Genomic DNA, 23,700 nt, shown 5'->3' on the forward strand with positions numbered 1-23,700 from the left:
TACGATTGCTTTTAAGTAGAAAAGCCCGGCTGAAAACCGGGCATTAGTAGTATTTTTATTTCGCTAGCAAAGCGATATTTCTCCTCACAAAATCTGTAAGTGCTTCACCTTTGAGCAAATTTTGCTGCAACATGGCCAATTCCGTACAATGCTGAATCAATTGTTTTTGCTGTTCGCTATCGGTGGATTCCAGGATTTTCTGTGAGACAGGGTGATTTGCATTGACAATCAGGTCGAAGGACTCTGGTAAATTTCCGCTGCCATAAAACCCGCCTCCCATCATGTTCATTTCCTTCATTCTCCTCATAAATTCTGGCTGGGTAATCAGAAATGGCTCATCAGAGGAGGACAAGTCTTCTACTCTGACAGTAAACTTTTCTTTATCAACATTTTTTGCGACCAAGTCTCTCAAATCATCCTTTTGTTTTTGCGACAGAATAGACAGTTTAGTTTGATCTTTTTTCGGTATCAATTGATCCAGCGGTCCGGCATCCACTCGTGCAAACCGAAGTTTGTCGTCCTGTTTGTATTCCAGTTTATTGATCAAATGAGCTGTAAGAGGACTGTCTAGAAACAGTACGGTGTGGCCGCTGTCTTTTGCTTTTTGGATGTAAGCGTACTGGCCGTCTTTATCGGAAGCATACAACAGTACCAGATGACCTTCCTTATCAATGTGTCGGTCCATAAGGTTTTTCCTCAATTCATCCAGGGTATGGAATTTACCATCAGTAGTTGGGAAAAGTGCAAATTTTCTGGCTCTTTCGTAAAATTTCTCCTCTGAGAGCATTCCATACTCAATAAATATTTTTATGTCGTTCCATTTCTGCTCAAAATCTTCCCGACTGTTCTTAAACATTTCTTCAAGCTTATCCGCTACTTTTTTAGTAATGTGGGACGATATTTTTTTCACATTGGCATCACTCTGCAGATAGGATCGGGAAACATTGAGTGGAATATCGCGGCTGTCGATAACCCCGTGGAGCAGCGTGAGGAACTCAGGTACCACTCCTTCCAGTGAGTCTGTGACGAATACTTGATTCTGGTAGAGTTGAATTTTGTTTCTGGAAGGTTCCATCAATGGTTTAATCTTCGGGAAGTACAGGATACCTGTCAGATTAAAGGGGTAATCCACATTTAGATGAATGTAAAACAAAGGCTCTTCAAAGGATAAGGGATAAAGTTCCCGGTAGAAATTGATGTAGTCTTCATGCGTGAGCTCAGAGGGCTTTTTAATCCAGGCCGGCGAGGGATTGTTAACTATATCGGGTACTGTTTTTTTTATCTCTTTGCCTTTTTCGTCTTTTTCGGTAATTTCCTTGGTGCCAAATTGTATAGGTACGGGCAGAAATCGGCAATATTTTTTTAACAGCTCTCGGATTCTGTATTCCTCAAGAAACTCTGTACTATCGCTGGATATGTGCAGTACAATGTCGGTGCCTCGGTCCTTTTTCTCAATTGGTTTCATCACAAAATCAGGAGTTCCGGTACACTCCCAGTGGGTCCCTTCCTCTTCATCGGTTTGCGTCCAGGATTTTGTAAAAATTTCCACCTTATCGGCCACCATGAAGGCAGAGTAAAATCCTAATCCAAAGTGACCAATTATGCCGGCATCGCCGGCTTTGTCTTTGTATTTATTAACAAATTCTTCAGCCCCTGAGAAAGCTACTTCGTTAATGTATCTGCGGATTTCATCTGCCGTCATCCCTACTCCCCGGTCGGATATGGTGATGGTTTTTTTGTTTTTGTCGGTTTTTACAGAGATGGTCAAATCGCCCAGTTCTCCTTTGAATTCGCCTATAGAAGCTAGAGTTTTAAGCTTGGTAGTGGCATCTACTGCATTGGAAATAAGTTCTCTGAGAAAAATTTCGTGATCGGAGTAGAGAAATTTTTTAATGATCGGGAAGATGTTGTCGGCTGTTACGCTAATTCTACCGCTTGTACTCATATTGATTTTATTTTTATCTGTATCTTTTGACGAATCAAATGCCAAACTCATGAAAGGTGACAAGATGTCACCAGCAATGTGGATCCGATCTGATAGCGAATCCTGAATCTTGCTGATATTCCAATCAAAGGGCGCGGCCAGGAATTTTTTATGAGCACTATGCGCAGAAAAGATATTTTCTGACCTTATACCTTTGCATTTCCAACTCCACCATCGTTTGAAGTCCCCTGAATTTAAAGGCGTGATGCAACGTCACCGTCAACTTTACCTCTCATAAATTGAACAAAAAACCCGGAAATGGCTAAATACAATCTAATGAAACTCGAACATGTTAGAGTACGTCAGTAGTTTTGCTTCGGGTGGTAAATCTGCTGTTCCTGCCCTTTTAGAGAAATTCCGAGTATAGGAGGGTATTTTTTGATGTGCATTTTCTGTAGATTACAAAGGAATGTAGGTTTTTCTGCAGGATAATTTCCGCTTCATTGCTGATTTAGTTGATTTCTGCAATGCAACTATGGATTGAAATTCAAATTATCTGTCCCTAAGCCTGCATTCCGGCGAACCAAAAGTTCCAGATCAATAGTTAAATGGAATGCCATTTCGGGGAATAAACCTTTACCACATCGGCAACCAATTGCAAAACATACTGATCCAAACTCGGTAGTCAAAAACCAGTGCTGAATTGAGTGTGTGTGATTGTAAGGGATAGCAAAAATCAATAGAATGAAGAAAAGGTCACGCTATCCACAATTTTTCATCGTTTACAAAAGGTTAACAGAATTTCATCACACTTTTGTAGCATGAGATCTATTCGAGCCAATCCAATTCTGCTGTTAATGTTTGTTTTATGGTCTTGCTCAGGTCCAGGTTCAGAAAACACAAACCGCGAAGTAGAGCAAACAGACAGCCACAAAACGCCTATTGACAGCCTCACGGCCTTGATTGAAAGCGAACCCAACAATGCCATTTACCTGGCAGAGCGAGCTTCGTTGTACCTCGACAACCGAAATTATAAAGAAGCACTGGAGGACATTGACAAAGCGTGGCTCCTGGACTCCAATCACATCCGGGTTCAGCTGATTCGTGGCGATGTGTATTACGTACTCAACCGCACTCGTGCCTCGCGGGACAGCTGGCAACGTTGCGTAGAGCAAGACCCCGACAATGAAACCTGCCGCATGCGTCTGGCAGAACTCTACCTGGCTGTAAAAGACCTGGAAGCGGCTCTCGAACATTTAAAAGTTATACTTGAAAAAAATAAGACCAATGCCAACGCTCACTTTATGATGGGGGTAGTCATACGCGATTTGTACGGCGATACCGACAGAGCCCTGCTTTCCATCCAGCGTGCCCTGGAAATCCGGGAAGACTATCTCGATGCATTGGACATGATGGGTGTACTCCTCACGGCAAAAGGCGATCCTTTGGCCATTAAATACCTGCAAAATGCCTTGTCGTATGCGCCTGACCGGCACGACCTGCTCTACAAGCTAGGATACGCCTACATGCGGTTTGGAAAGTTTAACGATGCCATGGACATGTTTACCAAAGCGACCATAATAAACCCAAACGACGAACAGAGCTACTTCAACATGGGATACATTCACGTAGAAACCAAAAACTATCAGATAGCACGAGATTACTTTGACAAGGCTATAAAAGCCAATCCGTCTTCCTTCAAAGCTTATTACGGCAGGGGGTATACCAATGAGCTGCTGGGAAATGTAAAAGGCGCTATCGAAGACTATACCCATGCACTCACATTAAACCCTGATTACGAGCCTGCTTCCGAAAGTTTAAAACGCCTTGGACGATACTGAAATGCAAAAAATATCCGTAGGTAAAGTTGCTTCCGCAGTCCTTCTGCTGTTGGCCTGTGATCTTTCAAACGGTCAGCCAGCATCCCAATCTACGGGAAGCACCTTCAGAATCATGTTTTACAACGTCGAAAACCTTTTTGACCCTTACGACGATCCTGAGAAAAACGACAACGACTTTACACCCGAAGGCAACTATCGATGGACCGAATACCGCTGGAGGGAAAAAACCGCCAAAATCTCCAAGGTAATTCGCGCCCTTGGAGAAGGGAATCTGCCGGCTATTATAGGTTTTTGCGAAATTGAAAACAGATTGGTGTTGGAAGAACTTGCCAAACACCCCATAATCAAGGATGGAAAATACCGAATTGTACACTATGAATCGCCGGACAGACGCGGAATCGACGTAGGACTTTTCTACCGAGATGAGCTCTTTTACCTTCTGTATTCTGAACCCATTTTAGTACAATTACCTGACAATCCAAATTTTAAAACCCGGGATATCTTATATGTGAAAGGTATATTGGCCAATTCAGATACCCTTCATCTGTTTGTCAACCACTGGCCCTCCAGATTAGGTGGTGCAGCTACCAGTGAGCCAAATCGAATTGCCGCAGCTTCCACCCTGAAGGCCAAAACCGACAGCATATTCGCATTACATGCTAATGCCAATATTCTTATCATGGGCGACTTCAACGACGAACCCAAAGACCGTAGTCTTCTGGAAATCTTACAGGCAAAAGCCCCCAACTCCAACTCAAAACTCATCAATCTGATGCTTCAGATGCCCGAAGGCTCCGGCAGTCATAAATTTCAAGGCAACTGGGGTTTCCTCGATCAAATCATTGTATCTCAAGCCTTGTTTCAAGCCAAAGGAAGACTCCTGATACATAACCAGGAAGCCAATGTCTTTAAGGCAGAATTTTTGCTGGAAGACGATAGGCGCTATCCCGGTAAAATGCCTTTTCGCCAATTCATCGGATTTAAATTCAACGGAGGATTTAGCGACCACTTACCGGTTTATGTAGATTTGATCATTAAAAATTGATTTTTTTCATGTTTTATTTGTGCAACTTTTTGACAAACGACTATTCAAAAATGAAAAATACTTTGATCTTCGGACTTGCAATGTTGGTATTTTCCACTAGCTGCAAAAAATCCGACGACAACAACGCATATGACGACCCGCTATTTGCCCTGACTGTAGAGGAAAAAAACTTCATACTGCTTACCAATACCTACGGTCCGAATGATCCCGCTTCCGGAGTAGCTGCCGGACTTTTTAAGGTCTATCAGGACTTTTTGCCAGGCAGCGTATTTACCTTAAACATCCCATCCAGCAACAACATCGCGTTTAAGCCTGATATTACCGACAGCATTCTGATCACTTTCTTCAAAAAACCACCCATGCCTGCCTTGCATGTCAACAACGAATATGTTGGACTTGAGCTTGAAGAGGCAATTTCCGAAATTGCCCAACGAAAGCCAACTGCAGGAGTGAATCACTTGGTCACTGACAAAGGCGACCACTACGAAATCCGGGCTAAAGTGAAATTTTTTGACTTTATCTACCTAACCTCATTTTACGTAGTCAGCTACCTTTTAGGCGATTTTGAACCAAAAGACTACGGAGGAGGCATCAACTTTACCACACCGGCAGTGCCTGGCGTTACCGAAGTGGTCGACGGAAAGCTTTCCTTTGCTGTAGATGTCAAATCGCTCAGAGATACTTCCATCACAGTCATCAGAAAAGGAGACCCCGTCATGCACTACAGTGTATTGATTGGAACCGATTCCATCGCATTTGCCCCAGGTATATTGCTCGATACCATTAACTTTTTCGGGAGTAGCTACGATGCCGGAGATATTTTTGGTCTCCCGGAAACCCCAATCCGATTCAGAATACCTAAAACTACCCTCAGTGAAGCAGCAGATAAGTTGCACGTTCTCACCTTAATTTTCAGGTACAATCCTGCAATGGGTCAATACGTTCTGCAGAATTCCTATCAAACCAGAATCCGATGAAACAGAAAGTACTGAAAATTTTCAGTCTTCTACTTCTGGTGGTCATAACCTCGACTTGTAAAAAAGTACCCATCACCGGCCGAAAACAACTTGCCTTTATTCCCGCCAGTGAGTTGAATACCCTTAGCTTTTCTCAATATCAGCAGATTAAGGAAAAAGAACAAGTAATCACCGGTACTCCCGAAGCCAAAATGGTAGAACGCGTCGGCAGGCGCATTCAGAAAGCCGTAGAAGACTATATGGCTATGAACAACCAGTCCAATCTGCTTCGTGGCTTCGAATGGGAATTTATCCTGATCAAAAACGACGCGGTGAACGCCTGGTGCATACCCGGCGGAAAAGTAGCTTTTTATACCGGCATTCTGCCAGTTTGCCAAAACGAAGAGGGAGTGGCTGTGGTTATGGGACACGAAGTAGCTCATGCCATAGCTCAGCACGGCAACGAACGCATGTCTCAAGCTCTCCTCCAGCAATTTGGAGGAGTCGCCCTTGCCGTTGCACTACGCGATAAACCCTCCGAAACACAAGCCATGTTCTTGGCAGCTTATGGCGTCGGAACTACTTTAGGTGCACTATTGCCCTTTTCCAGATTACACGAAAGTGAAGCCGACCGATTAGGACTCATCTTCATGGCTATGGCAGGTTATCATCCCGATGCTGCACCGAAATTTTGGGAAAGAATGGCCAGATTAAAAGGCGGCACAGTAACTCCTGAATTTCTCAGCACCCACCCCTCAGACCAACGAAGAATCAATGATTTGAATGCAGCAATTCCCGAAGCTTTGAAATATTATAAACCTCAATAATCCCCAAACTTGAAATTAAAAGATTTTATAAAAATTTATGCAGTCATACTTTTGGCGCATACAGCTGCACAAACAGTGGCAAAAGATTTTTCCTTTATATTCTTTACAAAATTACTCATACCACTCTCGGTCTTTCTCTACAACTTTTACTACAATGTCGATAAGGTAAGCAATATCCTCATTTCTTCATCCATTGCTTTTTTTATCCTGGGAAATATTCTGATGATGGTCAATCCCGAATACGATCCCTGCAAGTTCGATACTCCTATGCTTGCGTACTCAGCAGCCTTTACATTCTTGTCCATTACAGCCCTAACACGTACCAAATTTACATTATCAAACATGCTCATTGCTACATTTTTTACCCTTGTAAATGGAGTTTTGTCTTACCTGTATATTTTCAGCAGCAATGAGGCAGGCAACATTTCCTTTTATCTCTTTGTGGCTGCATTTCTGATATTGACAGCTACCACTCTTGTACATTCTACAACACCGCAAAAGAAATATTTTTTAATCGGAGGTTTGGCCGGTATATCGGTATCCAATCACCTTTTGAGCTTTTGCAATTTCAGGGAAAATCTAAGTTTCGTAGTACCCGTAGCCATGTTGTTGTATGGCATAGGACTTTTGGGATACATGGTCGGATTTCTTGAGGCAACCAAAGAGTAGAACAACCATCGTTTAAAACCAACAAACAAGATGACAGAAATACCTTCCGTAGATTTAGCATTATTTGTCGATGGAGACAACCACTCCAGAGCTTCATTTGTCGAACAACTGGGAAAAGCCTACGAAGAAATCGGATTTGTAGCCGTAAAAAATCATGGACTTTCCGATGAGCTTAGGGACCGGCTCTACGACAAAGTCCAGCAGTTCTTCTCCCTTCCGGCAGATGTAAAAGCCAGATACGAAATCCCCGGACTCGCCGGCCAGCGCGGATACACCTCCTTTGGTAAAGAACATGCCAAAGGACACAACAAAGGAGACCTCAAAGAATTTTTCCAGTTTGGCCAATGGGTCAGCGGTCCGGTGGATGGTGAAGTCTATCCCGAAAATGTTTACGTAGCTGAAGTTGAAGGTTTTAATGAAGTCGCAAGAGAAGTATATAAAACCCTTGAAACTACCGGCATTCACATGCTCAGGGCCATAGCCCTCTACCTGGGACTCGATGAGTTTTACTTCGACTCCTGGGTACACAACGGCAACAGCATCCTGCGAGCCATACACTATCCACCCATCACCCGCGAGCCTGATGATGCCGTTCGCGCTGCACAGCACGAGGACATCAACCTCATCACACTGCTGATGGGTGCTTCAGCCGAAGGGCTTGAAGTACTCAATAAAAAAGGACAGTGGATCCCCGTCACAGCGCTGCCCGAACAAATCATCGTCAATGTAGGCGATATGCTCCAGCGACTTACCAACAATGTATTGCGCTCGACCACACACAGAGTTGTCAATCCACCAAAAGATAAGTGGCACGAGCCGCGCTTTTCCATACCCTTCTTCCTGCATCCCAAATCAAGCATGCCGCTCAACTGCCTGCCTCAATGCATTACGAAGCAAAACCCCAAAGCATATCCCGACATTACCGCCGGAGAATTTCTCGACGAAAGACTTCGCGAAATAGGCCTGAAACAATAGCCTGATGTGGCTTTTTGAGGTCTTTTTCTGGATATCGACAGCCGGAGTAGCCCATAGCTACCTCATCTATCCATGGCTACTCCGTTTACATCCGTCAATCCCTCCTTCTAGCCCTACTGATTGCACCGATTGGCCTGCAGTGCACCTCATTTTTGCCGCTTTCAACGAGCAAGCTGTCATTGAAAAAAAACTTCAATCCATTATCCAAATTGACTATCCAAGGGATAAATTTCGCATAACCATCGGCTCCGATGCATCTACTGATCAGACCGACGACATCATAAGCCATTATGCCCAAAAATATCCCTTTATCACCCTCCAAAAATTTACCCAAAGAACCGGCAAAGCCCGCATTATCAACAAAATCGTTGAGGAATCGTCCGCCGAAATTCTCGTCCTCACCGATGCCAATATCATACACACACCCGAGTTTTTAAAAATCGCAGTCGCTGCCCTGCTCCACAATTCAACACTGGGGGCCGTCGGAGGTACCTTGCACTACTTCACATCAAAATCCTCCGGTATCGCACCCCAAGAAAACTTCTACCGACAGCGCGAAAATGCAATGAAATTCACAGAATCCAGTCTCTGGGGTTATCCCATGGGCCTGGAAGGAGGACTCTATGTTATACGTCGCTCCCTGTTTGCCCCCATCCCAAAAAACTACTTCATGGAAGACTTCTTCCAGACTCTTCACCTCTATTGCCGCGGATACAAGGCCATACTCCACCCCGGTGTCATCGCCTACGAAGACGTTAGCACTCTTCCATCCGAAGAATTTCAGAGAAAAAAACGCATTTCCATTGGCAACTTTCAAAACCTCTTTCACTTTTTCACCTGCATTCACTCCAGGCCATTGCTGGCCTTTGTATTTTGGTCACACAAAGGCCTTCGGTGGATTACCCCGTTTTTACTCCTCCTTGCATTGCTGTCCGCTGCCATATTGGCCACCGCATCTTCTCCGCTCTATACATTTTTCATGCTCTGTGCAGCAGCAGCCGCATTGTTGGCCCTTATAGGATACCTGTCCATCCGGCTCGACTGGAAATTAAATATTCCACAGTACCTCTATCATTTCATACACATGAACTTTGCCCTGCTAATCGGATTTATTGAATACACCAAAGGAGTAAAATCAAATGTCTGGCAACCAACCCGAAGAAACCAAGTATAAACTCAATACCGTAGAAGAAGCAATAGAAGATATCCGAAACGGTAAAATCGTAATCGTAGTAGACGACGAAGACCGCGAAAACGAAGGCGACTTCGTGGCAGCTGCCGAAAAAGTCACCCCCGAAATTATTAACTTCATGGCCAGGCACGGCCGCGGGCTCATCTGCGTACCCCTGCCCGACGAACGTTGCGACCAGCTCGACCTGCCCCCCATGGTTACCCACAATACCGATCCACATCACACAGCCTTCACCGTATCGGTCGACCTGAAAGGCCATGGCAACACCACAGGAATATCAGCCGCTGACCGCGCACGCACCATTCGTGCTTTGGTCGATGATAAAAGCCGGCCCGAAGACTTCGCCCGACCGGGACACATCTTCCCCCTCAGAGCCCGCCCGGGCGGGGTACTCCGGCGCACCGGCCATACCGAAGCCGCCATCGACCTGGCGCGCCTGGCAGGCCTCAAACCCGCAGGCGTCATCGTCGAAATAATGAACGAAGACGGCTCCATGGCACGCCTGCCCGAACTCATCGAAATCGCCCGGAAATTCAACCTCAAAATCATCTCCATCGAAGACCTCGTTGCATATCGCATGAAGCACGAATCCCTCATCCGCCTTCACGATCACTTCGACATCCAGACCCCATACGGCCCCTTTCACTTCTACGCTTTCGAACAAACCACCAACCAACAAATCCACATGGCCCTCACCACCGGCCAATGGTCAGAAGACGAACCCGTGATGGTCCGCCTCCACTCCGCCCTGGCAGGCTCCGACCTGCTCTCCCTTATCTTCGCCGATCCGGCACACCAGCTCCACAAAGCCCTCAAAAAAATCTCACAAGAAGGCAAAGGGGCCATCGTCTACCTTAACCAAAACAACCTCCCACCCCACCACCTGCTCGACATCATTCGCCACTACAAGCAGCACCGGTCCCAACCCACTCCCTCATTTACCCGCGACCCGCGCGACATAGGTATCGGTGCACAAATCCTTCGCTTCCTCCACATCCGAAAAGTAAAACTCCTCACAAACAACCCCATCAAACGCGTAGGAGTCACCGGCTACGGCCTTGAAATCGTCGACAATGTCACCTTCGAATCCCCAGGTTCATGAACCTCACCATCATATTCACCGGCACCGGTACCTCACAAGGCATCCCGGTCATTGGCTGCAGTTGTCCCGTATGTACCTCCACTGACCCTCGCGACCAGCGCACGCGCACCTCGGCACACCTCATCGCCGACTCCCTGCACCTTCAAATCGACATCGGCGCCGACTTCCGCCAGCAGATGCTCCGCCACCACATCCGCCAACTGGATGCCGTACTCCTCACCCATGAACACATGGATCACCTCGCCGGCATCGACGACCTCCGCCCCCTGATCTTCATCCAGGGCAAGCCCATGCCCCTCTACGGCTCAGATCAGACGCTACAGGCAGTCCAGCGCCAGTTTCCCTATGCCTTCGCAGCGCCACAAAACCGCTATCCCGGTGCTCCCGAACTGACCCCCTGCCTCATCGATGAGCAACGCCCCTTCACCATCGGTCAGCTCACCATCACCCCACTGCCCGTACTTCATGGCCAATGGCCCGTACTCGGCTTCCGCATTGGCGACTTCAGCTACATCACCGACGCCAATCACATTCCCCCGCAGACCCTCCGACTGCTCACCGGCACCCGCTACCTCGTGCTCAATGCCCTTCGTCACAAGCCGCACTACTCACACTTCACCCTTGAAGAAGCCATCACCATCGCCCGCCAGGTACACGCCGAGCACACCTACTTTACCCATATCTCACACGACCTGGGCCTGCACGCGCAAGTAGAGCCCACCCTGCCCCCCGGCATGCACCTCGCCTACGATGGCCTCACCCTCCACATACCCCACTGATTTTTAATTTCCATTAGGGCGTGCCCCCGCGCGCCGGCCTGGCGGCCTTATCGCGCGGGGTCGGGCTGCTCCGGGGTACGCTTCGCTCCCGTGCTTCGCACCGCCCTGCGGGCGCCCTCCGCATCCCTCACGCTAAGCCCACTGAGAATGCACACCGCCCCATCCTTCACCGAGATAAAGCACCCCAATCGCTCTCCTTAAAATAAAGAAGTGAAACTACTTTGAAATATTCGCTCTGCAAAAACTTGAAATACGAATCCAGAAAGCTGACTTTATAAATCCCTTTTCTTAAATCTATATTCAATATTGTTCAAAATCCGTAAAATCAGTCAAGCATTCAAAGCTTTCGCATTAAATAGACGCAAATACTCACCAGCTCCGGAATCTTTTCTCCTATCAATTTCCAGCAATTCTCACATAATCACTGAACCAATTCCTCTTACACGTTAAAAAATTACAGCTACACCTACTCTTTCAACCGAATATGGGTCAGACAGCACCTCTTTTTTAAAGTTCAACCACTTCCACAGGTAAAAAGCCTACATTTGAGTTGAATAAAAAAATCAATATATGCAACCAAATAAATGGATATTAGGAGCATGGCTTCTCCTATTTCTGCATACATCGATAGCACAGGTATTTGTTTTCGATTATGAAATCACTTATGAAATAAACACCATAAAGGGAAAAAGAAAGGACGTAAATTCAATGAAATATTATCTGAGCTCAGGTAATGAATACTATCTAATTAAGTACAACATCGACAATGAGGAAATCTCTGTTCTATACGATTATCAAAGTGATATGATGTATATGATTCAACCCGATATGAATATGAAAATGAAAATAGGAGTAAACAGAATCGTTGAAAATTTGGTTCCAAAACTCCTTGACGATAAAAAAATAGTTACAGAAAAACAGAACATAGTTATAGAAAAAAATCACAAAACACTCTTAGGATATACATTGGATTTGTTGCATTCTTCAGACGGAAATAATTACAGCAAAATATGGCTTGCACCACAGATAGAAACTCCCTATATCATGATGCCAGGGATGCCCAGGTATGCTTTAAGCGAATTAGATAAGAGTTTGAAGGGAATCCTTTTAGAAATGGAAGTAAAAGATGGCAGAGAAACCTTTGAATTTAAAGCGACACAAGTAATAGATGAAAAACAAACCCTAGATCTAAGCAAAATAAAATTTACTAACGTGCCAGGATTCCGTAGAGAGTAATTATTTTGTAATCTACATGAGGTACTTTGTATTTTTTTTTATTTCGCTTGTTTATCCGCTTATTTTTAAAATAAAGGGTCAAGAATACGACCATTATTTTAGAAACTACACGGTTTCTCAGGGACTTCCCTCCAACTCCATTTACGCACTTGCTAAGGATTCAGATGGCTTTGTATGGATCGGAACAAGCAATGGATTATCTCGATTTGATGCATATGATTTCAAAGTCTTACGAAAAAGTGACCCTCATGTACAGCTACCTGACAATGAAATTATGGCTATCGAAAATCACCCCGAAGGTTATCTATGGCTAGGGCACTACAGCAGTGGACTCAGTTTGTTTGATCCAAAGTCCCAAAAAGTAATTGCAAATTATCAAATAGACAGCCAAAAGCATCCATTAAAGGACAACAGAATTCTCAGTTTATATCAGGAAGGTGACTCACTGCTTTTCATAGGTCTACACTACAATTTTTTTCAGATGTATGACATAAAGCGAGATACCATGTACGACTATTCGGATAAGCTTCTTGAAGAAAAAAAAATCGCTTCATCTCTTCACAATATACACAGTTTTAACAGCGACCCATACGATAAAAATATCCTGTGGATTTGCACAGGTGCAGGCTTAGTAAAATGGAATCGAAAATCCGGTAAATTTGATATCTTTAATTACAATAATGACAAAATATCAACAAGCTTACACAACAGTATGCGGTACATTGTTTTCCAAGGAGATAGTGCAATGTTTATAGGCTCATGGGGTGGAGGTCTGATTTACTTTAATCACAAAAGAAACACATGGAAAAACTATATCTATGACAACAGACTTCCATTGAATGGAACCAGAAACATCATTCGAAAAATTGCGAGAAAATCCGATTCCGAACTTTGGATAGCTACCCATGACTCGGCATTTGGAGTGTTTGATATAGCATCAAACAAATTTTTCTTCTACAAACATTACCCGGATGATATGTACTCCGCCATCAATCAGGAATGTTACACGTTTTTAAATGAATTAATTGGAGCCGTATGGATTGGTACATCCAATGGATTGAGTTATTTGCATCCTAGTAATCAGCTGATTCAACGATTCAGATTATCTGAAGGAAATACACTTTTTCAACGCACTTTTTATTCATATGAAGTATACCTGGATCGAGATAAAAATCAGTTGTATTTAGGCAATCGGGATTCTGAATATTTCGATGCAATACACTTAAACAGCGAAACTCTCATTTCATATCCCTTACCTGGCCTGCTTACAATCACAAAAATCTTAAAATTCAAAGATTTTTATTACATATTCACCTTTAGAAACGGGGTATATAAGTGGAAAAATAATAAATTCACAAGAGTAAAAATTTCACAGGTAAATGCTCTTAACCAAAGCGCTTGTTACACGGCTTGCATCGTACGAGATGGCACTGTTTACATGGCTACTGCCAACAAAGGCCTTGTAATTTTCAATGAAGCAAGAAACTTCTACAAAGAAATACCCACATCCGAAGCCGGACTTTCTAATTCCGCATTGGAAAATGGAATTTTTACCGTATTTGCTGACAGCGAAGAGCGAATATGGATAGGTACACTACCAGGATTGGCTGTATATGAACCCAAAAGCGGATTTAAGTTCAAACAAACCCAAAAGGGCAATGTAAATAGCTTGATGACCGAAATCAGGCAAATCTATCAAGATAGCAAAGGAATGATCTGGGCAGTAAGTGCCTCATCCGGAATATTTGGTTTGAGAGTAAAACGGGACACCATCCAAATACTTCGGCACATCAATGAAAAAGGCATTCTCTTCAGCGATCAGCTCTACAGTACAGCCATAGACAAAAATGATAAAATTTATTTGGCTACTCCCATTGGAATTCAAGTATTTGATTTAAAAACTAATACATCATTGCTCCTTAATTACTCAAATGGACTGAAACCCTACCAAAGCATCATCAAACTTCATTACACACCCGACCATTTTCTCAATTTGTCGCTCAACAATGAGATCAATTGAATAGATTTAAAAAAAATTGATGCCAGATTCATCCCAAATGAGCCTCAAATTTTATTGAGTTCTATCTCAATTCTTCAAGGCGAAGAGCTCGTCGCCAAACAACAAAAATTAGTATTGAACTATACTCAAAATTTTATCAATTTTTCATTCACTACACTACACTACGAAAATCCGGCAGATGTTGTTTTTCAATACAGAATAAAGGGAGAAGAAGTCTGGCAAACTGCCAATAAAAACAAGGGCTTGTTCACACATCTACCTTATGGAAAACACATATTGGAGGTAAGAACATCCACCGTAAACAACACATGGAGTACACCACAGGACGTTTTTCACTTTACAATTTTACCCCCTTTTTGGCTTACGTACTGGTTTAAGTTTTTAATGGTTTCAGCACTGTTACTTGTGATTTATTCCTTCTACAGATTTCGTATCCATCAAATTCAAAAAGAGAGTCAACTGAAAAGTAACTTTGAAAAAAGACTCGCAGAAGTAAAGCTCGAAGCCCTTAGAGCTCAGATGAATCCACATTTTTTGTTCAACAGTTTGAATTCCATTAATTATTTCATTCTTATAAAGCGAGAAGAAATAGCAAGTGATTACCTCACTAAATTTTCTCAATTGCTCAGACACGTATTGGCCAATTCCAGAAACGAATGGGTAAACCTAAATAATGAAATACAAGTTCTCGAACTCTACTGTACCTTGGAGTCTATGCGCTTTAAGAATAAATTTGAATACCAAATTCACATAGATTCAAGCATCAATACCTCGATAATATTAATACCACCCATGTTAATACAGCCTTTTGTGGAAAATGCCATCTGGCATGGACTGCTCAACAAAGAAAATCACGATGGCAAACTGGATATTAGCTTTGATAGAGATGGCAAAAACCTGAAGATAACTATAAAAGACAATGGTATTGGCCGGGAAAAAGCCAGGCAGCTCAAAAGCAAAAGCGCTACAAAACACAAATCGTTTGGCTTGCAAATTACCAGCGAACGATTTGAGCTCATCAAAAATAATTTATCCGGCAACATAGAATTCTCCATCAAGGATTTATATGACCCTAATCAAAATGCAGCAGGTACTTGCGTTGAAATTACGTTACTAAATTGTTTATGACTCACCAACATCTTGTAAAATGAAAAAAATCAAAGCTGTAATAGTTGACGATGAGCAACATGCCCTCGATGCCCTTGATATTCAGATAGCCAGATGTAATGCAGATGTCGAAGTATTGGCTAAATTCAGCAATCCGGAAGAGGCAGTAAGGTATTTAAAAAACAATGAGATCGATATATTATTCCTGGATATAGAAATGCCTAGAATGAATGGCTTTCAACTATTGGCACAATGGGAGCAGCCTCCTTTTGAGGTAATATTTACTACAGCATACGATCAATTTGCAGTAGATGCGTTTCGTGTAAGTGCATTCGACTATTTGCTAAAACCTGTAGATAGAGAGTTACTTACAAAAGTTTTTAGAAACTTCAAAAAAAATCAAAACAAAGGAGTGAGCCTTGAGCAACTAGCCCTTCTTAAAGAACTGATTAATAAACAAGAAAAATCGCCTATTAAAATACCGCTTCCTGTAAGTGAAGGTTTGATATTCATCGAACAAAAGGACATCATACGATGTGAGGGTGATGCTGGCTATACCTATATTTATTTGAATAATGAAAAGCCAATTTTGTTATCAAAAACTTTGAAAGATGTTGAGGAGCAGTTATTTAAAGATAGTGGGTTCATCAGAGTACATCAATCTCACTTGATCAATCCTCAATATTTAAAAAAGTACATAAAAAGTGAAGGGGGCTATTTAATCATGACCGATGGCAAGCAAATACCTTTATCGAGGAAAAAAAAAGAAGATTTTTTAGACCTATTCAGATAAGCTTCCGAATTTTTGATAAAACGCCCCGAATATAGGTTCTGAGATATGGGACCTATTAGACCAAAATATTTTTGATGAAAATAAATTCTCAGTTTTATGAAAAGATTCTTTACACTTCTACTCTTTGTAAGCTTTTGTGCAACAAATGTTTACTCCCAAACTACGATAACCCTTGGTAGTGAGCAATTTAACATAAATTCAAGTTTAGCAAGTCCTTACAGTGGATGGTTCAGTTCCAATAGATTACAGTTTGTATATACAGCGGCAGAATTGACAAATGCAGGTGCTAGTGCTGGTTCTATAAGCGCATTTGCCTTTAAAGTAACTGCTGTGAATACCGCCAACCTCAACAATTATGAGATACGCATGGGGCATACTTCTGCTACAAATGCCGCAGCACATAACAATGACCCAACCATGGTGGTTAAAAATGCTCATACCTTAGTTCCAGGCAGTTTGGGCTGGTACACCATTATTTTTGATACTCCGTTTGAATGGAATGGAGTAGAAAATATACTCTTAGACATCTGTTATGTAAGACAATCCTTTACTTCAGGAACCATTTGGACATATAACAATACCCCTAACCAGTTACGCTCCAATAGGCAAAGTGTAAGTACACCTATTTGCGACCTCGATGTAAATTCTGGTTTAGATTCAAAACCTCATGCGCAATTCATCTACACAGCATCTACCTGCCAAATTCCTAATGGAATCAATGTGAGCAACATCACTGCTACTGGGGCTACAATCAACTGGAATGCCCCACCAAATGCTCCAAGTAGTGGCTATGAATATGAAGTACGTACTTCAGGTTTGCCAGGTTCTGGTCCTACGGGATTAGTGGCATCGGGTAGTACTACTGGGCTAAGTGTTTCAGTTACGGGCTTAACTGAACTCACCGATTATGTGGTATATCTGCGCTCTAACTGTGGAAGCAACGTTTTCTCAACCTACACTGTAGGCATACCTTTCAAGACAATATGTTCTGCTCCACTTGCAGGTACCTATACCTTAGATAAAAATTCCGCTGCCTCAGCTACCAATTTTACTTCATTCAGCACCTTGATAAAAAGACTTTCTGATTGTGGTGTGAGCGCACCAGTGGTGGTTAATGTAGTTGCAAATACAGGACCTTATGATGAGCAGGTGATTTTAACAGAAATTTCTGGTACATCTACCATCAATACCATAACCATTAATGGTAATGGAGAAACCATTAGATTCAACCCTAGCTCTACAGATAGAAGCATTGTGAGACTAGAAGGAGCAAAGCACTATATCCTTGATAGTTTAACCATAAAAAGTACCAATATCAATAATTTTGGGCACTTTATTCAATTTACCCAGTCATCAGACAGCAATGTAGTACGCAAATGCCTGTTTGACTTTTCATTAAACTCCACCGCTCATACTCAATACTATGGCGTTGTCATTTCCAACGGTATAAGTAATATTTATAATAATGTAGGAATTTCTGGAAATTATAACCTTATAGAAAACAATCAAATAGGGGGAACAGGTGCAGTAGCTACAGGTATATTTTTAGCTACAGGTACTGCAGAAGGTAACCTTTTTAAATTCAATAAAATAATAGACTGGACTTCTGTAGGAATTGAATCCTTGGGATGTGTTGGCTGCCTTTTTGAAGGAAATGAAATCTACAGGCAGAATCTGTCAGCGATACTACCTTCTAATAAAGTTGGCCTATCATTTAACTCAGGCCCTCACCATAACACGGTAGTAAGGAACAATAAGATTTGGAAGATAAAAGGGAATCTTCCAGGTTCAAACACTGACCTATACATAGGGATGAGTTTAGTCACAGGAGGCACACAAGCCTCGCCACTAAGTGTTTACAACAATGTCGTAGAATTAGATGGAACATCTGGCGAATATGTTGGAATAAGTCTGTCGGCCAATCACACCTATCTGTATCACAATACTATAGTGATTAAAGGGTTAAATCAAACTGGAACAGGACAAAGCAGTTGTCTTACTTTCAATGGTGGAGGAATCACCAGAACTTATATTAAAAACAATATTTTCTATTTTGATCGAACGGGTGGTTCAAGTCAGAGATTGATTAGTATTAATAACGGGAACTTTTCCAGCTCTAGCTTATATCAAATCGATAATAATGTATATGAATTTCACTCTCCTGACAGGGAGTTAGATGCCTTAGCCTTCGTGGTAGGAAGTGTATGACCACTCAAAAATTTAGCCGCATGGCATAACTGGAGCGGTAAAGATACCAATTCCATACAAAACGATCCCGTTTTTGTAGACATGAGCAACCAAAACTTTGTACCCCAAAGTCAAATCATCAACAATATTGGCTTCAACGCAAATGCTTTGGTACCTACTGACATCAACGGTGTTGTTAGGGGTAGTAGCCCTGACCCTGGAGCTTACGAGTTCATTCCAGGTAATTGTGTAGTTCCGAGCAATGTTCTATTCTCCAATATTCAAAGTTCAAGCGTAGCAATCAATTGGTCGGAAAATGGGATTTCTACTTCCTGGGAAGTAGAATATGGAATAAAAGGATTTACACAGGGCACCGGTACGTTGATCAGCAATATAAGTACTAAACCATTTACCCTTACAGGGCTCAATGAACTTACAGAATATGATGTATATGTAAGGTCTAACTGCGGAGCCAACAACTACACCGTTTGGAGCAGGGCATTCAGCTTCAGAACTATTTGCAGTGGTGCTCTTGCTGGCAATTATACCATAAACAAGAATGCAGCCTCATCTGCAACCAATTTTACCTCCTTTGAGACAGCCATTAAAAAACTCATCGATTGTGGTGTATCAGGTCATGTGGTTTTTGATGTAGTTGCAGGCTCAGGTCCCTACAATGAAAGATTAGAAATCCCTGAAATAGGAGGTGCATCCAGTGCTGCAACCATCACCTTCAACGGCAACGGAAATACACTGGAGTTTAATCCGAATGCAACGTTCAATTATATAGTCTATTTGAATGGGGCCGATCACATCATTTTTGACTCACTGAAAATAAAATCATTAAACAGCCAATATGGTATGGGATTTTTATTAAATAACCAGGCCGACAGCAATGTGATACGAAAATGTGTTTTTGATTTCAGCAGTGTAACAAGCTATATTAACAGTACGGGGATCGCTATGTCCAATTCTACATCTTCCTCAATATTTCAAGGACAAGTAGGCTCCTACAATCTATTTGAAAAAAATACCTTCATAGCGGCAAACAGTACAAGCATCGATCGGGGAATTACCATATATGGAAATTCAAGCACAGCTGCAATCGGTAATATCATTAGGGGAAATAAACTAGAAAACATAGTGTCAAGAGCTATTGACATCGTCTTTTGTGTACAATGTCTTATTGAAGATAATGAAATAAACAATTCTGCTTTTTCAAATTCATCTAACCCTTACAGAGCAATAAATTCATCCAACACCAGTTCAGGTACCATCATCAGAAATAATTTGATCAACAGGTTGTTTGGAAACATCAGTGTAAGTAATACTAAGGCAATAAGCGGCATTTACATCCAATCGGGTGGAGGAACTTCTTCAAATCCTTTATTCATATACAACAACATCCTGCATTTACATGGAGGAAGTGGCACGTATACTGGCATTTTTATAGGAGGTAATCACATAAGGGCCTATCACAATACCATAATAATAACCTCACCGGGCAATTCTGGTAACTCAGATGCCATTGAAATGACATCCAATATTGGTATTGTTGTTCAAAATAACATTCTGTTTATCGATCGCGATGGTACCGGCTATAAGGTGGGTATTCGATTTCCGTTTACCAATATGGGAAGCTCATCATTCAATCACAATGTATTTTACATCAAGCCAGTAGCTAATGCCAGTATAGGAGTAGGATTCTTCAATGGTCAATACAGAAATACCCTTTCTGATTGGCAAACTGCTACCAATCAAGATGCAAACTCAGTAGAAACAGATCCTGTTTTTGTTGATTTGGCAGCTTTTGACTACACACCAAGTACCGCAAGTATCAATAATATAGGAACAAATCTATTGAGCACTGTATCCAACGACTTCTTCAAAGTAGCTCGTACTGCCACCCCAGACCCTGGAGCCATTGAGTTTACTCCGTCAGGTTGTGTAGTACCTTCTAACCTAAACGCCAGCAGCATAAGTGCTACGAGCGCCCAATTAGGCTGGACAGAAAATGGAAACTCTACTGTGTGGGAAATTGAGTATGGAATACAAGGATTTTCACAAGGTACTGGAACTGTGTTACAGAATATCAACACAAATCCTTATACATTAACAGGATTAACGGAGCTTACTAACTACAGTTTTTATGTGCGTTCTGTATGCCCCAACAATCAGTTTACAGCATGGGTCGGACCTTTTGATTTCTCTACTGTATGTGGCACACCCCTTAATGGAAGCTATACCATCAACCAAAACATTGCCTCCTCAGCGACCAATTTTACCAGTTTTAGCGATTTGGCTTTTAGGTTAAATAATTGTGGAGTTGCTGGTCCTGTAAATATAGAAGTAGTTGCTGGTACAGGTCCCTACACTGAAAAATTTCACTTGAATCAAATATCTGGTACCTCTGCTACCAATACCATTACCATCAATGGAAATGGAAATACCCTCCAATACAATACGGTGGCCAATGATAGGATTGTCATATATCTGAATGGCACTGATAGAGTTACCATCGATAGCTTGACAATAGCTTGCACATCAAACAACTACTTTGTAGGAGTACAATTCAATAATGAAGCGGATTATAACGTATTCAAAAGGTGTACGATCAACTTCAATACGATTACCACAGCCACCCAAACACATGGAATCGTATTCTCTTCGAGTACAACCCTCAGCAATGGTACCGGCAATAATGGAAATTATAACCTCATCGAAGATAATACCCTGATTGCCAATGGTCCAAAAATTACTCAAGGGTTCAGCATTTATGGTCAAAACAACGCTCCTGTAAAAGAAAATATATTCCGAAACAATAAAATATTAAATACTACCTCTCAAGGGATAATCATTGCTCATTGTGAGGATTGTAGTATAGAGGGGAATGAATTCAACAGAGAAGCCATTGCTTCGGGTAGTAGTCACTCAGCAATCACTATCTCTGGTCCAATGTCCGGAAGCATAATCCGAAACAACCTGATGCACAATTTTCTGGAGGTGTCTCCTACATCTTTTTCATCTATGCTAGGAATAAGTGTCGAATCAGGTGGAACATCTGCAAAACCTTTATTGATTTACAACAACATCGTAGATATCAATAATGGCAACGCAATAAATACAGCGATTAGAGTACTTGCAGCCAATGTGCATGTATTTCACAATACTTTAAATATACGAGGCAGTCAATCCACTTCTGGGTCATCATATGGTTTGAGAACCTCATCTTTAACCAACGTATTGTTCAGAAACAATATCGTTTATATCGATCGCTCAGGCAATGGTTTGCGGTATGGTGTGGAACTTGCAAGCAGTAGCATCGGTGGCTTTGAAGCTTCCAACAACGTGTATTTCATCAATCCAAGTACTGCTACCGACTTTGGAGTAGGATTTTTCGCCAATCAAAAAAGAGAAACACTTTCCGATTGGCAAACAGCCACCGCTCAGGATTCCAATTCAGTGCAGAACAATCCAAATTACAGCGATGTACCTAACAAAGACTTTACTCCTACCTCAGGAGCCTTAGACAATATTGGATTAAATCTCACCGCTATAGTGCCTACCGATTTTAACGGTACTACCAGAAGCAACACTCCCGACCCTGGTGCCATAGAATTTGGTGGATTGCAATGCAGCGACCCCAGTAATTTAAGCGCAAGCAACATCACTTCTACATCGGCACAACTCAACTGGACTGAAAACGGAACAGCCAACCAATGGCAAATAGAATGGGGTATAGTAGGCTTCAGCCAAGGAAATGGCAATTTAATAAACCCTGTTAGCAGCAATCCATACACCTTGACTGGCCTTAGCGCAGGTTTTACGTATAGTTATTATGTAAGGTCTATTTGTGCAAGCAATACCTTCAGCGGCTGGGTGGGACCTTTTACTTTTACTGCACCTCAAATAGCAGTTACCATACCATCACTACATACCTTTGAGCAGGATGCCGAAGGGTGGATTACAGCTAACCAAAGCAACGGATGGTTCAGAGGCCAGGCTACAGCGTATGAGGGCTCATATGGGTTGTATATAAGCAACAACAACGGAGTTAACAATCAGTACGACATCACACAAGCTTCAGTAAGTCACGCGTATCGCGATTTGAACTTCAATACCAATCAGGAATGCTACATTCGTTTTATGTGGCGCGGGGTAGGGCAAGTTAATGCAGATAGGCTCAGGGTGTGGTTGGTGCCTGTTACTTATACACCTGAGGCAGGAACTCAAATAACTCCGTTAGGCTCTGCCCCTACTGGTAGAATTCAATTATCGGACAACCTATCTAACGAAGCCAATTTTACAGTTTTCTTGTATGAAATGCCTAGTGCATACCACAACCAAGTTGTGCGCATAGTTCTAGAGTGGATCAATGATGCCTCGGCTGGCAATCAACCACCTGTAGCAATCGATAATTTTGAAATCAACATATTCAATCGTTGGACCGGAGACGCCTTGAACGGCGACTGGAACTCACCTGGCAACTGGTTTGGCAACAGCATTCCCACGTCTCAAAGTTCTATCCTTTTCCCGACAGGTCGCCCCTCCTACCCAACGATCACCAATTACATAGAGGCTCGTGACATCATCAGCCGAGCCAATGCCCCCATTCAGGTACAGCCTACTTCAGGACTTCATGTAAAAGGACTGCTGCGAACAGAAGCCTTGATCAGCTTAAATGCGAATTCTACCGGATATGCCAATCTGATACAGAATCAGGTGGAAGGTCAGGGACAAATTCAAAGACAAATGTATTTAGTAGAAGGACTCCCCAATCCGGCTATAAACGACGGAGGTAGCAACAATGGCCGTTGGTTCAGCATAGGAAGTCCAATGGAAGTAAATATTAATCAGTTGCAGGTAACACCTGCCCTTTTTCCTCAAGGAACCTATCTATCAATGGAATGCCCTGACCAACGACTACGAGTTACCGGCTGCACAATTTGATATAGGTAGAGGATATGTATTGTATGCCGGCAGCAATAACAGTGGTCTCTTTACCAGAAGCCTTCCGGGAAATGTTACTCTTACAGGTAACAAAACA

The 23,700-nt window shown here is 42.5% G+C and carries 16 protein-coding genes; 15 read left to right on the forward strand and 1 reads right to left on the reverse strand.

All coding sequences use genetic code 11. From position 1 onward, the window contains the following. Positions 1-55 precede the first annotated feature (55 nt). Positions 56-1,945 carry a molecular chaperone HtpG gene (gene htpG / locus DES35_RS04375; protein WP_114366022.1) on the reverse strand — a complete coding sequence of 630 codons (1,890 nt, stop codon included), beginning with the start codon at positions 1,943-1,945 and terminating at the stop codon, positions 56-58. A gap of 800 nt (positions 1,946-2,745) precedes the next feature. Between htpG and DES35_RS04380 the strand changes: the two genes are divergently transcribed. From DES35_RS04380 to DES35_RS04450, 15 genes are all read left to right on the forward strand, one after another. Beyond that, the gene (locus DES35_RS04380) at positions 2,746-3,765 is read left to right on the forward strand and encodes a tetratricopeptide repeat protein (protein ID WP_114365894.1); all 1,020 of its coding nucleotides are present in this window, start codon (positions 2,746-2,748) and stop codon (positions 3,763-3,765) included. Next, positions 3,752-4,810, forward strand: coding sequence for an endonuclease/exonuclease/phosphatase family protein (locus tag DES35_RS04385; protein WP_125039335.1), 1,059 nt, complete (start codon positions 3,752-3,754; stop codon positions 4,808-4,810). The genes DES35_RS04380 and DES35_RS04385 overlap by 14 nt, the downstream gene beginning before the upstream one ends. A gap of 50 nt (positions 4,811-4,860) precedes the next feature. Then, positions 4,861-5,787, forward strand: a complete 927-nt coding sequence (locus DES35_RS04390) for a hypothetical protein (protein ID WP_125039334.1) — start codon at positions 4,861-4,863, stop codon at positions 5,785-5,787. Then, positions 5,784-6,593, forward strand: a complete 810-nt coding sequence (locus DES35_RS04395) for a M48 family metallopeptidase (RefSeq protein ID WP_114365897.1) — start codon at positions 5,784-5,786, stop codon at positions 6,591-6,593. Before DES35_RS04390 ends, DES35_RS04395 begins: the two co-directional genes overlap by 4 nt. Before the next feature lie 9 nt (positions 6,594-6,602). Continuing rightward, positions 6,603-7,262, forward strand: a complete 660-nt coding sequence (locus DES35_RS04400; RefSeq protein ID WP_114365898.1) for a hypothetical protein — start codon at positions 6,603-6,605, stop codon at positions 7,260-7,262. A 30-nt stretch (positions 7,263-7,292) separates the two neighbouring features. Continuing rightward, on the forward strand, positions 7,293-8,237 hold the full coding sequence (locus DES35_RS04405; RefSeq protein WP_114365899.1) for an isopenicillin N synthase family dioxygenase: 945 nt from the start codon (positions 7,293-7,295) through the stop codon (positions 8,235-8,237). A gap of 4 nt (positions 8,238-8,241) precedes the next feature. Then, complete coding sequence (locus DES35_RS04410; protein WP_037356584.1) at positions 8,242-9,411, forward strand: glycosyltransferase; 1,170 nt, start codon at positions 8,242-8,244, stop codon at positions 9,409-9,411. Further along, complete coding sequence (ribB, locus tag DES35_RS04415; RefSeq protein WP_114365900.1) at positions 9,377-10,531, forward strand: 3,4-dihydroxy-2-butanone-4-phosphate synthase; 1,155 nt, start codon at positions 9,377-9,379, stop codon at positions 10,529-10,531. The genes DES35_RS04410 and ribB overlap by 35 nt, the downstream gene beginning before the upstream one ends. Continuing rightward, entirely contained in the window at positions 10,528-11,310 is a 783-nt protein-coding gene (locus tag DES35_RS04420) for an MBL fold metallo-hydrolase (RefSeq protein WP_114365901.1), read from the forward strand. Before ribB ends, DES35_RS04420 begins: the two co-directional genes overlap by 4 nt. Positions 11,311-11,880: 570 nt before the next feature. Further along, positions 11,881-12,546, forward strand: a complete 666-nt coding sequence (locus DES35_RS04425) for a hypothetical protein (protein ID WP_114365902.1) — start codon at positions 11,881-11,883, stop codon at positions 12,544-12,546. A 16-nt stretch (positions 12,547-12,562) separates the two neighbouring features. After that, positions 12,563-14,566 (forward strand): ligand-binding sensor domain-containing protein, encoded by a 2,004-nt coding sequence (locus DES35_RS04430; protein ID WP_114365903.1) that lies wholly within the window; start codon positions 12,563-12,565, stop codon positions 14,564-14,566. Between the two features lie 54 nt (positions 14,567-14,620). Then, on the forward strand, positions 14,621-15,694 hold the full coding sequence (locus tag DES35_RS04435; protein ID WP_114365904.1) for a histidine kinase: 1,074 nt from the start codon (positions 14,621-14,623) through the stop codon (positions 15,692-15,694). Positions 15,695-15,713: 19 nt separating this feature from the next. Then, positions 15,714-16,466, forward strand: coding sequence for a LytR/AlgR family response regulator transcription factor (locus DES35_RS04440; RefSeq protein WP_114365905.1), 753 nt, complete (start codon positions 15,714-15,716; stop codon positions 16,464-16,466). 96 nt (positions 16,467-16,562) lie between these two features. Further along, on the forward strand, positions 16,563-18,674 hold the full coding sequence (locus tag DES35_RS04445; RefSeq protein ID WP_114365906.1) for a fibronectin type III domain-containing protein: 2,112 nt from the start codon (positions 16,563-16,565) through the stop codon (positions 18,672-18,674). Positions 18,675-18,755: 81 nt separating this feature from the next. Beyond that, entirely contained in the window at positions 18,756-23,603 is a 4,848-nt protein-coding gene (locus DES35_RS04450; RefSeq protein WP_114365907.1) for a fibronectin type III domain-containing protein, read from the forward strand. Positions 23,604-23,700 lie beyond the last annotated feature (97 nt).

The sequence above is a fragment of the Schleiferia thermophila genome, from assembly GCF_003337435.1.
Taxonomy (GTDB): domain Bacteria; phylum Bacteroidota; class Bacteroidia; order Flavobacteriales; family Schleiferiaceae; genus Schleiferia; species Schleiferia thermophila.

Bases quoted from the DNA above. Each gene is read 5' to 3' on its own strand.
- DES35_RS04395 (WP_114365897.1), top strand. From the start codon at position 5,784: ATGAAACAGAAAGTACTGAAAATTTTCAGTCTTCTACTTCTGGTGGTC.
- DES35_RS04425 (WP_114365902.1), top strand. From the start codon at position 11,881: ATGCAACCAAATAAATGGATATTAGGAGCATGGCTTCTCCTATTTCTG.
- htpG (WP_114366022.1), bottom strand. From the start codon at position 1,945: ATGAGTACAAGCGGTAGAATTAGCGTAACAGCCGACAACATCTTCCCG.
- DES35_RS04440 (WP_114365905.1), top strand. From the start codon at position 15,714: ATGAAAAAAATCAAAGCTGTAATAGTTGACGATGAGCAACATGCCCTC.
- DES35_RS04390 (WP_125039334.1), top strand. From the start codon at position 4,861: ATGAAAAATACTTTGATCTTCGGACTTGCAATGTTGGTATTTTCCACT.
- DES35_RS04445 (WP_114365906.1), top strand. From the start codon at position 16,563: ATGAAAAGATTCTTTACACTTCTACTCTTTGTAAGCTTTTGTGCAACA.
- DES35_RS04410 (WP_037356584.1), top strand. From the start codon at position 8,242: ATGTGGCTTTTTGAGGTCTTTTTCTGGATATCGACAGCCGGAGTAGCC.
- DES35_RS04405 (WP_114365899.1), top strand. From the start codon at position 7,293: ATGACAGAAATACCTTCCGTAGATTTAGCATTATTTGTCGATGGAGAC.
- DES35_RS04380 (WP_114365894.1), top strand. From the start codon at position 2,746: ATGAGATCTATTCGAGCCAATCCAATTCTGCTGTTAATGTTTGTTTTA.
- DES35_RS04450 (WP_114365907.1), top strand. From the start codon at position 18,756: ATGAGCAACCAAAACTTTGTACCCCAAAGTCAAATCATCAACAATATT.
- ribB (WP_114365900.1), top strand. From the start codon at position 9,377: ATGTCTGGCAACCAACCCGAAGAAACCAAGTATAAACTCAATACCGTA.
- DES35_RS04430 (WP_114365903.1), top strand. From the start codon at position 12,563: ATGAGGTACTTTGTATTTTTTTTTATTTCGCTTGTTTATCCGCTTATT.
- DES35_RS04420 (WP_114365901.1), top strand. From the start codon at position 10,528: ATGAACCTCACCATCATATTCACCGGCACCGGTACCTCACAAGGCATC.